The 13031-nt window shown below is 33.8% G+C and carries 12 protein-coding genes and 2 tRNA genes; 9 read left to right on the forward strand and 5 right to left on the reverse strand.

Annotated features, from left to right (window positions below; genetic code table 11):
* The first annotated feature begins 50 nt into the window (after nt 1-50).
* On the forward strand, nt 51-890 hold the full coding sequence (locus ACWGOQ_RS19660; RefSeq protein ID WP_452060241.1) for an NAD(P)H-binding protein: 840 nt from the start codon (nt 51-53) through the stop codon (nt 888-890).
* A gap of 242 nt (nt 891-1132) precedes the next feature.
* Nucleotides 1133-1336, forward strand: a complete 204-nt coding sequence (locus ACWGOQ_RS19665) for a serine hydrolase (RefSeq protein ID WP_452060242.1) — start codon at nt 1133-1135, stop codon at nt 1334-1336.
* An 848-nt stretch (nt 1337-2184) separates the two neighbouring features.
* On the opposite strand, the gene ACWGOQ_RS19670 is transcribed toward ACWGOQ_RS19665, so the two are convergent.
* Nucleotides 2185-2269, reverse strand: a tRNA-Ser gene (locus tag ACWGOQ_RS19670).
* Nucleotides 2270-2437: 168 nt separating this feature from the next.
* On the opposite strand from ACWGOQ_RS19670, the gene ACWGOQ_RS19675 reads away from it, so the two are divergent.
* The gene (locus tag ACWGOQ_RS19675) at nt 2438-3490 is read left to right on the forward strand and encodes a M28 family metallopeptidase (RefSeq protein ID WP_452060243.1); all 1053 of its coding nucleotides are present in this window, start codon (nt 2438-2440) and stop codon (nt 3488-3490) included.
* Nucleotides 3491-3555: 65 nt separating this feature from the next.
* Here ACWGOQ_RS19675 and ACWGOQ_RS19680 read toward each other — a convergent pair.
* The 4 genes from ACWGOQ_RS19680 to ACWGOQ_RS19695 form a co-directional block, all read right to left on the reverse strand.
* A tRNA-His gene (locus tag ACWGOQ_RS19680) sits at nt 3556-3631 on the reverse strand.
* 58 nt (nt 3632-3689) lie between these two features.
* A complete protein-coding gene (gene bshB1 / locus ACWGOQ_RS19685) occupies nt 3690-4406 on the reverse strand; it encodes a bacillithiol biosynthesis deacetylase BshB1 (protein WP_452060244.1) in 717 nt (238 codons plus the stop codon).
* A gap of 1 nt (nt 4407) precedes the next feature.
* Nucleotides 4408-5577 carry a trans-sulfuration enzyme family protein gene (locus tag ACWGOQ_RS19690; protein WP_452060245.1) on the reverse strand — a complete coding sequence of 390 codons (1170 nt, stop codon included), beginning with the start codon at nt 5575-5577 and terminating at the stop codon, nt 4408-4410.
* A gap of 103 nt (nt 5578-5680) precedes the next feature.
* Complete coding sequence (locus tag ACWGOQ_RS19695; protein ID WP_452060246.1) at nt 5681-7924, reverse strand: tetratricopeptide repeat-containing hybrid sensor histidine kinase/response regulator; 2244 nt, start codon at nt 7922-7924, stop codon at nt 5681-5683.
* 273 nt (nt 7925-8197) lie between these two features.
* On the opposite strand from ACWGOQ_RS19695, the gene ACWGOQ_RS19700 reads away from it, so the two are divergent.
* The 6 genes from ACWGOQ_RS19700 (at nt 8198) to ACWGOQ_RS19725 (ending at nt 13000) form a co-directional block, all read left to right on the forward strand.
* Nucleotides 8198-8836: a peroxiredoxin gene (locus ACWGOQ_RS19700; protein ID WP_452060247.1), complete on the forward strand. Its 639-nt coding sequence runs from the start codon at nt 8198-8200 to the stop codon at nt 8834-8836.
* 81 nt (nt 8837-8917) lie between these two features.
* On the forward strand, nt 8918-9232 hold the full coding sequence (locus tag ACWGOQ_RS19705; RefSeq protein WP_452060248.1) for a thioredoxin family protein: 315 nt from the start codon (nt 8918-8920) through the stop codon (nt 9230-9232).
* The gene (locus ACWGOQ_RS19710; protein ID WP_452060249.1) at nt 9213-9470 is read left to right on the forward strand and encodes a DUF6952 family protein; all 258 of its coding nucleotides are present in this window, start codon (nt 9213-9215) and stop codon (nt 9468-9470) included. Before ACWGOQ_RS19705 ends, ACWGOQ_RS19710 begins: the two co-directional genes overlap by 20 nt.
* Before the next feature lie 117 nt (nt 9471-9587).
* Nucleotides 9588-10088, forward strand: a complete 501-nt coding sequence (tpx, locus tag ACWGOQ_RS19715) for a thiol peroxidase (RefSeq protein WP_452060250.1) — start codon at nt 9588-9590, stop codon at nt 10086-10088.
* A 4-nt stretch (nt 10089-10092) separates the two neighbouring features.
* Entirely contained in the window at nt 10093-10461 is a 369-nt protein-coding gene (locus ACWGOQ_RS19720) for a diacylglycerol kinase (RefSeq protein WP_452060251.1), read from the forward strand.
* A gap of 67 nt (nt 10462-10528) precedes the next feature.
* Nucleotides 10529-13000, forward strand: coding sequence for an FtsK/SpoIIIE family DNA translocase (locus ACWGOQ_RS19725; RefSeq protein ID WP_452060252.1), 2472 nt, complete (start codon nt 10529-10531; stop codon nt 12998-13000).
* Nucleotides 13001-13031 lie beyond the last annotated feature (31 nt).

The raw sequence follows: 13031 nt of genomic DNA on the forward strand, positions 1-13031 counted from the left end.
CCCTCATACAATTTGGGGGAAATTAATTTCAATTTAAAAGTAAATAAAAAATGAAAACAGAAAATATCTTAGTACTCGGAGGAACCGGAAAAACGGGAAGAAGAATTGTTACACAGCTTGGAGCATTAGGACACCATGTGAGAATAGGCTCAAGGTCTAATAGCCCATCATTTGACTGGTATCAACCTGAAAATTGGGAAACCGCTGTGGAAGGAATGGACAAAATATACATTACCTATCAACCAGACTTGGCAGTTCCTGGAGCGTTAGATGCGATAGAGCAATTGGTTAAAGTTTCTAAGAGAGCAAACGTTAAAAAGTTAGTATTGCTTTCTGGTAAAGGTGAACGTGAAGCACAATTATGTGAGCAAGTAATTATTCACTCAGGACTAAACTTCACTATTGTAAGAGCGAGCTGGTTCAATCAAAATTTTAGCGAAAACTTTTTATTAGAACCTATTTTAGATGGCTTTGTTGCCTTGCCGCAGGCAGAAGCAAATATACCTTGGGTAGATGTTGATGATATTGCCGAGGTTGCGGTCAAAGCCCTTACAGAAGATAAGCACAATGGACAGATATATGAGCTAACTGGCCCAAGAACACTAACATTTAAAGAAGCCGTTGCTGAAATAGCAAAAGCAAGTAATCGTCACATCACTTTTGTACCTATCACAGTACAGGAATATGGAGAAGGTATGCGAAAGGCAAACCTATCAGAAGATTTCGTTTGGCTTATTGAATATTTATTTACTGAGGTTCTTGGAAATCCCGAACTAGCGGAAATATCCAGTGATATTGAAAAAGTACTAGAAAGAAAACCTATTGATTTTAGTGAATATGCTACCAAAGTTGCGAAAACTGGTGTCTGGAATCATAAGAGTTTAGCATAAAAAATATAAATTAAAACAAGGCTGTGTTGGACTCATAAGTTAAACACAGCCATTAAAAAAGGTACTCTTTATAATCAAATCAGAAGCTTAAAATGATGCAAACGTCTCTTTAAATCTCAACCAAATAGAAAAAGGTTTTGAAAGCTTATTGATAGGCTATGATGAGAAAGCACCGGGCATTTCAATTGGACTAGTGAATAACAATAAATATTAGTTTATGAAAAACAATTTGGGTTAGCAATTTGGAATATCAAATTCCGATAACAAGAGAAACTTCATTTCACGTAGCTTCCGTCTCTAAACAATTTGCCTCCTTTGCCATTCTATTACTAGAGAACCAAGGGGAAACTTTTTTAGAGGATGATATAAGAACCTATATTATTGAGATGCACGATTTTAAAAACACTATTACATACATCATTTACTCAATCACACCAGCGGTTTAATAGACCAGTATACTTTACTCCGGCTATCAGGATGGACCTTAAGTGATTTGATTAGAAATGAGTAAGTTTTACGTGTTTTAAATAATCAAAACACCTTAAACTTTCAGAAATGAAGAATATATGTACAATTATTCTGGCTATACACTTCTAGCTGAAGTTGTAGCTAGAGTTTCACATATGTCTTTTCAAGCATTTATCAAGTAATTCATATTTGAGTCACTAGGTATGAAGAATTTTTTTTTTTTAAGTCAAGAAAGGACAGATTGTAAAAAAACAGCAGTACATCACATTACAAAATAGACTCAACCTATGTTGAAGATGGCTTTAATAATAGTAATATTGGTGCTACCAACGTATCAACCACCATTGAAGATTTAGTTAAATGGGCAACCAACTTTGACACAAAACGTATTGGTGATGACAATATTTTCAAAAAAATGCATACTCAAACACCATTTAGCAATGTAGAATTCTATGGCTGAACGTATTCCAGATGCCAAATTCGTAGAGTTTGATGGCAATGATCATTTATTTTAGGTAGGTATTACTAAAGAGTTTTTTTCTCTCAATCACAGGTCGCAACTGTTTGCGTTTTTGGCGTGCTTATTCTATTATAACTGTCTTATAAAAAACACTTTTGCTGTAGTAATAAAATAAAAATAGGGGAAATATCGATCAATTATTAACAGTGAAGCACTAAAAACACCCTTTTATTCGAATAAGATAATGAGATTGAAAAGTTCTCATTGAAAAGGTCTTAAATTCTTATAAATGCATTGTTTCTGTCATCGATGTTGTCAGCTAAAAAAGAAAAGCCTTGTAAATCAAAATGATTACAAGGCTTTTAGCGGAGAAAGAGGGATTCGAACCCCCGGAGGTGTGACCCTCAACAGTTTTCAAGACTGCCGCATTCGACCACTCTGCCATTTCTCCAGTGTTTAGTCTCATCAGGTATTTCCTGAATGCGGGTGCAAATATAATAACCTTTTTTAATTATAAGAAAATTTTCTGTAATTAATTTCATGTATTTTTTAAGAAAATCTTGGTAAAATGATCTCCCTCTAAATCTGTATATTGCATAGTGTAATAAAAAAGAATTCAATGAAAAATATTTTAGTTGTAATTAGTTTATCTATTCTATATTCTTGTGGTAGTTCTCAAAACTCATCAAATGTGGGTAGTTCTGGTACTTCTAATGCAAAAGAAGGTAAATTGAATGTTGTTTCTTATGCTGAAACTATAACTTCAAAAGAACTTAAAAAGTATTTATTTACGTTTGCTTCAGATGATTTTGAAGGCAGGGACACCGGTGAAGCTGGTCAGAAAAAAGCAGCGGTGTTTTTGAAAGAACAATACAAGAGAATGAATATTCCATCTCCAATGGAAGGAGGTGATTATTTTCAGGAAATACCCGAAAGTTATTTTAGAGGAGGTATTAAATCTTCAGAAAATGTATTGGCATATATAAAAGGTAGCGAAAAACCAGATGAGATTATTGTATTGTCTGCACATTATGATCATGTAGGCGTGGATAGCAAAGGCAATATCTATAATGGTGCTGATGATGATGGATCGGGAACTGTTAGTTTATTGGAAATAGCAGAGGCCTTTGCATTGGCATCCAAAGATGGTAATGGGCCTAAAAGATCAATATTGTTTCTACACGTTACAGGAGAAGAGAAAGGGCTATACGGATCTAAGTATTACACGGAGAATCCTGTTTTTCCTTTAGAAAATACGGTTACGAATTTAAATATTGATATGATTGGTCGAATTGATAACGATCATCAGACTGATGAAAAGCAAGAGTATGTGTATTTAATAGGTAGCGATAGATTAAGTACCGAACTGCACAATCTAAGCGAAGAAGTAAATACAAAATACATCCAACTAAATTTAGATTACACCTATAATGCAAAGGATGATCCTAATAGATTTTACTACAGAAGTGATCATTATAATTTTGCAAAACATGGTATTCCGATTATATTTTATTTTAACGGAGTTCACGAGGATTATCACCAGCCAACAGATACTCCGGATAAGATTGAGTATGATCTTATGACCAAAAGAGCTAAGTTAGTTTTCTATACCGCTTGGGAAATAGCTAATCGAGAAAAAAGGTTACTTGTGGACGGTATTAGAAAGGAATAGAATAAGTAAAAGGTATGTGTTAAAAACAAAAAGACTCTGAATTAACAGAGTCTTTTTTTTATAAAGGGTGGAAGATCGGTTTCGAACCGACGACCTCCTGAACCACAATCAGGCGCTCTAACCAACTGAGCTACAACCACCATTTAATTTCGGCTGCAAAAATAAGGTATTTCTTTATTTTACAAAAGAAAAAATGAAATTAAATTAAGTCAAAAATAGAATTAACAGCAGGATAACGTGCTGCGGTATATCCTTCGGCATAAGCTACACCTATGATTCTTCCTAAATCTGCAGCTCGGTAACGAATGCTATCCTTGAAGTTTTTACTGGATATTGGTGTTTGCGGATCTTTACTATTACTATCATAAAATTGGGACTTGTATGCCATAACGCTTTCCATTTTTTTGTCCATAAACCCGCTAATATCCACTACAAAATCAGGTTTTAGAATTTCCCATTGTATGTAATGATAGACCTTTTTTGGTCGCCAGGCATCTTGCAAATTACCATTGATAGAAGTTTCAATTTTTTGAAGACCGGATAAAAAGCAAGCATCACTTGTTAATTTACTTCCTTTACCATGATCAATATGGCGATCTTTTACTGCATTACATAAAACGATTTCGGGTTGATATTTTCGGATGATCTTAATGATTTCTAGTTGATGTGCTTCGTTATTTGTAAAAAAACCATCTCTGAAGCCTAAATTTTCTCTTACAGATACACCCAATATGCGGGCTGCATCCTTTGCTTCCTGATCTCTGGTTTCAGGAGTTCCTCTTGTTCCCAATTCTCCACGAGTTAGATCAAGAATCCCTACTTTTTTACCAGTATCTATTTCTTTTGCCAAAGTGCCAGAGCAACTTAGTTCTACATCATCAGGATGTGCTCCAATGGCTAATAGGTCTAATTTCATGCTAATGTTCAAGTTCTAATATCTTAATTTTTTGCAATGCTTGTTCTATATCACTCATTAAATCTTCGTGTTCTTCAATACCTACACTAAATCTTAATAAACCATTACTAATACCTTGTTGTTTTCTTTCTTCTTCTGTAAGTAAAGCGTGAGAGGTAAGTGTAGGGGAGAGAATGGTGCTTTCCACACCTGCAAGACTCATAGAGCTCTTTATTAACTTAAGTTCTTTTTGAAACTTACTGGCGTTCAGGCCTTCTTTTAATTCAAAAGACAACATACCACCAAATCCTTTCATTTGTTTTTTTGCTATTTCATAGTCAGGATGTGATTTTAGTCCAGGATAATGAACAGCTTTGATATCAGTATGTTTTTCTAGCCATTTAGAAATTTTCTTGGCGTTTTTATTTTGCTGTTTTACTCTTAGTCCCAATGTTTTGATACTTCGTTCTAACATCCAAACCGTAAAATCACTTAAACTGCCTCCCAAGTTTTTAGCTAGGTGAAATATTTGCTCCATATGCGATTCTGATGATACTACAGCTCCTGCGAGAATATCACTATGTCCTCCCAAATATTTGGTAGCAGAATGTATCACAATATCAATTCCTAGCTCGATTGGATTTTGATTTACTGGTGATGCAAAGGTGTTATCAATCATCGTGATAATTCCCTTTTCTTTTGCTAATGAAGAAATAGCTCTTATATCCGTAATGGTTAATAAAGGATTAGAGGGAGTTTCGATATAAATAACTTTCGTGTTTTCTTTAATTTTTTCTTTAAAACCATTTGTGTTTTGGCTATCAACAAAGGAGTATTCGATACCGTACTTACTGAATTCTTCATTCACTAAGTTTGAAGTGCCTCCATAGAGTGTTCTCTGTAAAACGATATGATCACCTTTTCTTAAAAATGCTAAGAGTGCAGTACTAATAGCTGCCATTCCACTACCAAAAATTAGGGAAGCTTCACCGTTTTCCAGTCGCGCGATTTTTTTGCATAGCGCTTCCTGATTAGGGGTATTAAAATAACGAGGATATCGTTTGATGTCTACATCTTCAAATGCATATGAAGTGGATAAGTATATGGGTGATATTGCCCCCTTGAATTGTTTGTCCTCAATTTCGCCAAAATGAGTACAAATCGTATTAAAACCAGTATTTTTTGAATTCATGTTCGTGTAATAATCTAGAATTAGTGCTCTAAAATAATATATTCACGAATAATTGAGATACGCTTTAACAGAATAAATTGAAAGATTAAACATAGTGGATATATTAATTTATATATTTCACCTTTGAAATATTTTTCATAATAGTCTGGAAAAATTGCTGTGTATCATAGGGCTTAATGATTACGTCATTCATACCTACCGATAATGCCTGGTCCCTTATTTCACCTTCTTCCACCGCAGTAAGAGCTATAATTGGGATATGAATGTTAAAGGTCCTGATTACTGTTGTAGCATCTAGTCCATTCATTTCGGGCATGTTGATATCCATTAAAATCAAATCAAAATCTTCATTTTTTACCATTTCTATGGCATCCATGCCATTACTTGCCAAATTACAAGTATATCCTTTTTTCTTTAGAATATTTTGGGTTACGATTTGATTAATTTTATTATCGTCTACAATAAGAATGTTAAAATTAGAGGTTCCAATACTAATAGATTCTCCAGTTTTAGAGGTAATATCTTGTTCTTTAATAGCTTTTTCATAGCTCAGTTCAAATGTAAATTCAGATCCAACACCTTCTTCACTATTAATAAAAATTTCGCTTTTATGAAGATGAATTAATTTTTTCACAATGGCTAAACCAAGTCCTGTACCTTCGTATTCCTGATTTTGATTTTTTACTTGAGCAAAATTATCAAAGATCGTTTCCTGTTTACTTTTAGGAATTCCTATACCATCATCTTTTACTATAAACTGAAGTTTGTAATTATCATTCTGATAATCCACGCATTTAACTTTTATCCAAATATTTCCATTGTTTGTAAACTTTAAAGCGTTACCTATTAGGTTAATCAGTATTTGAGATAAGCGAACCGAATCTCCTAGTAAAGTTGTCTTTATATCTGGGTCTAAATCAATGTGTACCGTATTATTGTTATGTTTTTGTTTAGAGTGGAGAGAATTTACAATTCCTTCTATCAACGATCTTAGATCAAAGGAAACCTTCTCTAGTTTGACTTCATTCGTTTCAATTTTACTTAGTTGAAGAACGTCGTTAATTAGCGCGAGTAAATAATCTCCAGAAAACTTCAGCGATTCGAGATATTCATTTTTCTTTTTGACTTCTGGGTTTTCCATTAAAAGAGACGTGAGACCGATCACTCCATACAAGGGCGTTCTTAATTCATGACTTACAGTAGATATAAATTGTGATTTTAATGTAGAAACCTGCTCGGCAGTTTCTTTTGCGTTGACCAATTCCTTATTCTTTTCAATAAGATCATTATTCAGTTTTTTCTTTTGTAGATTATTTTTGTATGAACTAATTAAAAATGCTAAAGAGATTAATATCAGAACAACTCCAAGAATGATGCTAATTTGCCATTTGATCTCTTTGGAGTAGTTTTCGTCATCTTTCTTATTGGCTTGCTCGACCTGATCTTTCATCTGATCTACCTTAAATTCTATGGTTGCTCTTTGTAATTCAATTTCTTTTGTTAGATCTTTTGATCTAGAAAGGCTTTCGTAATGTTTTTCTAGGTATGGAATTGCTAATTCAAACTCTTTTTGAGCTTTGAGAATTCTATATTTGGTAATATATGAAGTGGCTAATTCTTGATGGTATATAGAAATTAAACTTTTATTATTTTCTGGATTATCAATCTCAGTTTGGGCAAAAGATGTCGCATTTTCTACATGTTCATTTGCTCTTTCGTACCTTCTAACTCGTAAAAAGTATTTACCAAGCAGGTTACTTAATTTAGTTTTTAAAGGACTAGATATATTCATGTTGGCACCGATGAGTGCTCTTACTTTCGTCAGGTATTGATCACTTGTTTTATAATCATCATTATTGATATAATATTCTGCAAGATTTAGCAACGGCTTGACCATTTTTGCTGTATCTTTTATTTCCTTGGCAATTTCGTACCCTTTCTTATAGTGATCAATTCCTTTATATCTTGTAGCATCTGTTTTTATGTAAAGATTTCCAAGATTATTAAAAAGTTTTGCCTTTAGATAGGTAGTTTTAGAACTTGAGGCGTACGTAAGTGCTGTTCTATAATTGGTAATAGCTTCACTTTCTTGCTCATCTAATTCGTAAACTCTGGCAATGATGTCGTGTATCTTTGCAAGGTTTTTTTCATCATCGTTATATTTTGCCGTTTTATAAGCTATCTGAGCTTTTTCTAAAGCTTTTTCATACTTATATTCTTCTAGTAATTTTTCAGCTTGCTCTATATGCAATTGAATCTCACTTTTATCCAACCGATTTTGAGCCGAAGTATTTAATGAAATAAATACAACGAATACTATAACTATTTGATTAAGAGAGTTACTCAACTTATTTAATTTTTAGTCATTGGTTACAGGCGAAAATACAAAAATACCACATACTATGTGTAAATCATCGTGTAAAAAGGACAATTTATCCGTAATTCATGTAAGGTTTTTTCTTTTTCTGTAAGATTTTCTTAATAACTATGAAGGAATTATGGTCGATTAGGAAAAACTATGAAGATATAGAAAATTAAAATTGTCAAGGTATCATGGTTCGATTATGAGGCGTATATTTGACACTTCAAAAAAAAATTAATCACAATAAAAAATAAAAAAATGGCAATTGTAGGTAAAAAATTTCCAAATCTTGACGTTGATGCAATGAATGATATGGGGGATACTTTTAAGTTTAATATCTTGGAAGAAGCAAAAAATAAAAATAAAAAAGTATTACTTTTTTGGTATCCAAAGGACTTTACCTTTGTATGCCCAACCGAATTACACGCATTCCAAGAAGCTTTGGCAGAGTTCGAAAAAAGAAATACCATCGTAGTAGGTGCTTCTTGTGATACTCCAGAGGTACACTTTGCTTGGTTAAATACTTCTAAAGATAATGGTGGTATAGAAGGAGTTACGTATCCAATTTTGGCTGATTCAAATCGTAATCTTTCTAATACATTAGGTATTTTGGATATTACGAATGAAACGTTTAATGAGGAAACCGGAGTAGTAACAGTAGATGGAGATAATGTTACCTATAGAGCGACATATTTAATTGACGAAGAGGGGACTGTTTTTCATGAAGGTATTAATCATATGCCGGTAGGAAGAAACGTGGCAGAGTTTTTAAGATTAATTGATGCCTATGCACATGTTCAGAAAAATGGAGAGGTATGTCCTGCCAATTGGGAAGAAGGAAAAGATGCAATGTCTGCTAACAGAGATGGAGTAGCTTCTTACTTAGCCTCTCACTAAGATATATAATAATTTTATCATAAACTTCTCAAGACAACGTTGTTGAGAGAAGTTTATTTTTTTAATAATAATCTTCAAGCAATGGTTCAAGAGTTAAATAAGGATAATCTTTCAGAAGTTGTAAATGATAATACTACAGTTGTAGTTCAGTATTCTGCTACCTGGTGCGGTAATTGTAGAATTATGAAACCTAAATTCAAGAAACTGGCATCAGAAAATGACGATATTGTTTTTATTGTAGTGGATGCTGAGAAAAATACAGAGTCAAGAAAAATGGCTAAGGTGGATAACCTTCCAACCTTTGCAACCTTTAAAAATGGAGCTTTTGTAAATCAGGTACAGACCAATAAATTTGATGTTTTAAAAGAATTAGTAAATGAAGTTACCAATAATTAAACACCTTACATCTTTTATAGAAGAAAATGATGAAGACTTTCTTGTAGAAACTATTGAGACTTTAGAAACATTAACTGAAGTTTCTTCTTTAAAAGAAGAAGAACTGGATGTAATAGGCGAGTTAATCTCTAATATGTATGGGGCTATAGAAGTCCATAAGATGATTAAAGATGGTGCTCCCAAAAAAGAAGCCCTTAATTCTTTTATGCAAAGGGTAATGGGATCGATAGATTCATAAGAAACATAACAAATACAAAAAAAAACCTTCTGTTACAGAAGGTTTTTTTTATAAAATACCATATAATCTTAATATTCTTACTAATTTTAAAGTTCAAAAAAAACACAGATTTTTATTATGGCTACAATAACATTAAGTGGAAACGCTATACATACAAACGGAGAATTACCAAAAGTAGGAGAGAAAGCACCAGATTTCGAACTGGTAAATACGGATTTATCAGTGTCAAAACTTTCTGACTACAAGGGTTCTAGAGTTGTTTTAAATATTTTCCCTTCAATAGATACGGGGATTTGCGCGGCATCTGTAAGACAGTTTAATAAAGAGGCTGGTAACTTGTCTAATACGAAAGTACTTTGCATCTCCAGGGACTTACCTTTTGCTCAAGCTAGGTTTTGTGGGGCAGAGGGATTGGAAAATGTAGTAAATCAATCAGACTTTAGAGATGGGGAATTTGGTAAGAATTACGGTTTAGAAATCATTGATGGTCCTATGAAAGGGCTCCATTCCCGAGCAGTCGTCGTTATAGACGAAGAAGGCACGATTGTACATACAGAACAAGTGCCCGAAATTGCACAGGAACCTGACTATACGCATGCTATTGAAGCATTAGCGTAACTATATGAGCAAAATTTCAAACTTTATTATTGGAAGATTACGAGGTTGTGGATACGCCTTTAAAGGTGCAGTATTATTATTAAAAACAGAACCAAGTATACAAGTTCAGGCTGTCATAGGAATCTTTATGACAGCTTTGGGTTTTTATATAGATATTACTAAAACAGAATGGGTTTTACAAACTTTTGCTATTGGTCTTGTTATGAGTATCGAAGGGTTAAACACGACGATAGAAGCAATTGCAGATTTCATTCACCCTGATTTTCATGATAAAATCGGTTTTATTAAAGATATTGCTGCGGGAGCAGTATTTATCGCTGCAATAACCGCAGTTGTTATAGGTTATACGATTTATGCGCCTTATTTATTCTAGAAAATTTTTTTGGCATTTCTGCGTTCCATAATAGATATTCGTATTTTTGCGATAACACATCCAAAAAATGGCAAAAAAAAAGGCAACAACAAAAAGGAAAACTGCAAAAAAAACAAAAACTTCTTTAAAAGAAAGATTTACTCTATCAAGACAGCAAAAAGTTGTGTTAGGTAGTTTTTTGTTTTTTTTAGGGATTGCATTATTCTTTGCATTTGTATCCTTTTTCTTTAATTGGAAAATAGATCAAAGTGAAATTTCGGAGTTTCCAAACAGGACGGCTGCTGCAAAGAACTGGCTTAGCATTTCTGGTGCAAAGGTTAGTGATTTTTTTATTTTTAAAGGTTTTGGTATATCAGCTTTAATTCTTCCGGTTCTTATTTCTTTAACAGGAGTTTATTTGTTCTTTGACATGAACAGAAAAAAACTTGCTGGGTTCTGGTTTTGGGGAACCTTGGTGATGCTATGGATTTCTGTAGTTTTTGGATTTATTCAAAAAGAGAGTGGATTACTTGCAGGAGTTATTGGATATGAGGTTAATGATTTTATGCAGGATTATATTGGGTTTATCGGAACTGTTTTGGTACTCGCGTTTTTTGCCATTGTATACATTGTTGTTCGTTTACGATATACTCCTGAAAAAATTTCCGCTTCGCTAAAAAAGACACAAATAGAAATTACTAAAGACTATCAATCGGCAGAAAAAATTAATGGTACAAATACTATTGGAAAAGATCAGAAAGAGGAGACAGTAGAAAAAGAAGTTTTATCTGCAAATACTAAGAACACCTCGGTACACACTGATAAAGAAAAAATTAAAGAAAAGACTCCAGTTGTTGATACTACACCAAATAAAATAACAAAGACTACAGTGAATGAATTTTATGGGGATCCAGAAAATCAATCTAAGGATATCCCCGAAAAACTAGTTATCAAATCGGAAAATAACCCAGGTGATATCGCTATGGAAGTAGAGACTGTTGTTGAGGAAGAAGAAGTGGAAAACTTAAGTGCCAAGTTGGTAAAAGATTTTGGAGAGTTTGATCCAAAATTAGAATTAGGTAATTATAAATTTCCAACGATTGATTTGTTAAAAGATTATTCAGTTCAGAATGGAGGAATAACCATTGATCAAGGTGAATTAGAAGAGAATAAGAACCGCATAGTAGAAACTCTTAAAAATTATAAGATAGAGATTGCTCAGATTAAAGCTACGGTCGGACCTACAGTTACTTTATACGAAATCGTCCCCGAAGCGGGAATTCGTATTTCTAAAATTAAAAATCTAGAAGACGATATAGCACTTTCTCTAGCAGCATTAGGAATAAGGATTATCGCGCCTATTCCTGGCAAGGGTACAATCGGTATTGAAGTGCCTAATAAGAAATCAACAATTGTTTCCATGCGATCGGCCATTGCTTCATCCAAGTTTCAGGGTGCCGAAATGGAATTACCTTTATCTCTGGGAAAAACAATCTCTAACGAAACATTCGTGGTTGATTTGGCAAAGATGCCTCACTTGCTGATGGCTGGAGCAACCGGACAAGGTAAATCCGTTGGATTAAACGCAATATTAACTTCTTTATTATATAAAAAACATCCTGCAGAAGTTAAGTTCGTATTGGTGGATCCAAAGAAAGTAGAGCTGACACTATTTAACAAGATAGAAAGACATTATCTGGCTAAATTGCCAGATACGGATGAAGCGATAATTACCGATAACAATAAGGTGATTAATACGCTGAACTCTCTATGTATAGAGATGGATGCTCGATACGATTTGTTGAAAAACGCCATGGTTCGTAACATTAAGGAGTACAATACAAAATTCCGTGCACGTAAACTCAACCCAGAAAATGGTCATAAGTTTCTACCGTATATTGTTCTGGTAGTAGATGAGTTTGCAGATCTTATTATGACAGCAGGTAAAGAGGTCGAGACGCCTATAGCCAGATTAGCGCAGTTAGCCCGAGCCATTGGGATTCATCTTATTATAGCCACTCAACGACCTTCTGTTAACGTGATAACTGGTATGATCAAAGCTAATTTCCCTGCTAGAATAGCCTTTAGGGTAACTTCCAAAATTGATTCACGTACTATTTTGGATACTGGCGGAGCCGATCAATTGATAGGTAGAGGAGATATGTTGTATACACAAGGTAATGATCTGGTGAGAATTCAGTGTGCTTTTGTTGACACACCCGAAGTAGAGAGAATTACCGATTATATCGGAAGCCAAAAAGCGTATCCGGATGCTCATATGTTGCCAGAGTATTCAGGAGAAGAAAGTGGCACAAGTCTTGATATAGATGTGAAGGATAGAGATAAACTTTTTAATGAAGCCGCAGAAGTTATTGTCACAGCACAACAGGGTTCAGCGTCTTTATTACAAAGAAAGCTTAAATTAGGCTATAATAGAGCCGGAAGATTGATTGATCAACTAGAAGCTGCTGGTATTGTAGGTCCTTTTGAAGGAAGCAAAGCAAGACAGGTTTTAGTAACCGATTTAATAGCTTTAAAACAATTATTAGATGCCGAATAAGCAACGCACAAAAAGATAATTTTAATAGTTA

The organism is Aquimarina ulvae, from assembly GCF_053613295.3.

What these genes read in the sequence shown, in the direction of transcription:
- bshB1 (WP_452060244.1), bottom strand. Translation starts at nt 4,406, where the DNA reads ATGAAATTAGACCTATTAGCCATTGGAGCACATCCTGATGATGTAGAA.
- ACWGOQ_RS19705 (WP_452060248.1), top strand. Translation starts at nt 8,918, where the DNA reads ATGGTTCAAGAGTTAAATAAGGATAATCTTTCAGAAGTTGTAAATGAT.
- ACWGOQ_RS19700 (WP_452060247.1), top strand. Translation starts at nt 8,198, where the DNA reads ATGGCAATTGTAGGTAAAAAATTTCCAAATCTTGACGTTGATGCAATG.
- ACWGOQ_RS19710 (WP_452060249.1), top strand. Translation starts at nt 9,213, where the DNA reads ATGAAGTTACCAATAATTAAACACCTTACATCTTTTATAGAAGAAAAT.
- ACWGOQ_RS19690 (WP_452060245.1), bottom strand. Translation starts at nt 5,577, where the DNA reads ATGAATTCAAAAAATACTGGTTTTAATACGATTTGTACTCATTTTGGC.
- tpx (WP_452060250.1), top strand. Translation starts at nt 9,588, where the DNA reads ATGGCTACAATAACATTAAGTGGAAACGCTATACATACAAACGGAGAA.
- ACWGOQ_RS19720 (WP_452060251.1), top strand. Translation starts at nt 10,093, where the DNA reads ATGAGCAAAATTTCAAACTTTATTATTGGAAGATTACGAGGTTGTGGA.
- ACWGOQ_RS19675 (WP_452060243.1), top strand. Translation starts at nt 2,438, where the DNA reads ATGAAAAATATTTTAGTTGTAATTAGTTTATCTATTCTATATTCTTGT.
- ACWGOQ_RS19725 (WP_452060252.1), top strand. Translation starts at nt 10,529, where the DNA reads ATGGCAAAAAAAAAGGCAACAACAAAAAGGAAAACTGCAAAAAAAACA.
- ACWGOQ_RS19660 (WP_452060241.1), top strand. Translation starts at nt 51, where the DNA reads ATGAAAACAGAAAATATCTTAGTACTCGGAGGAACCGGAAAAACGGGA.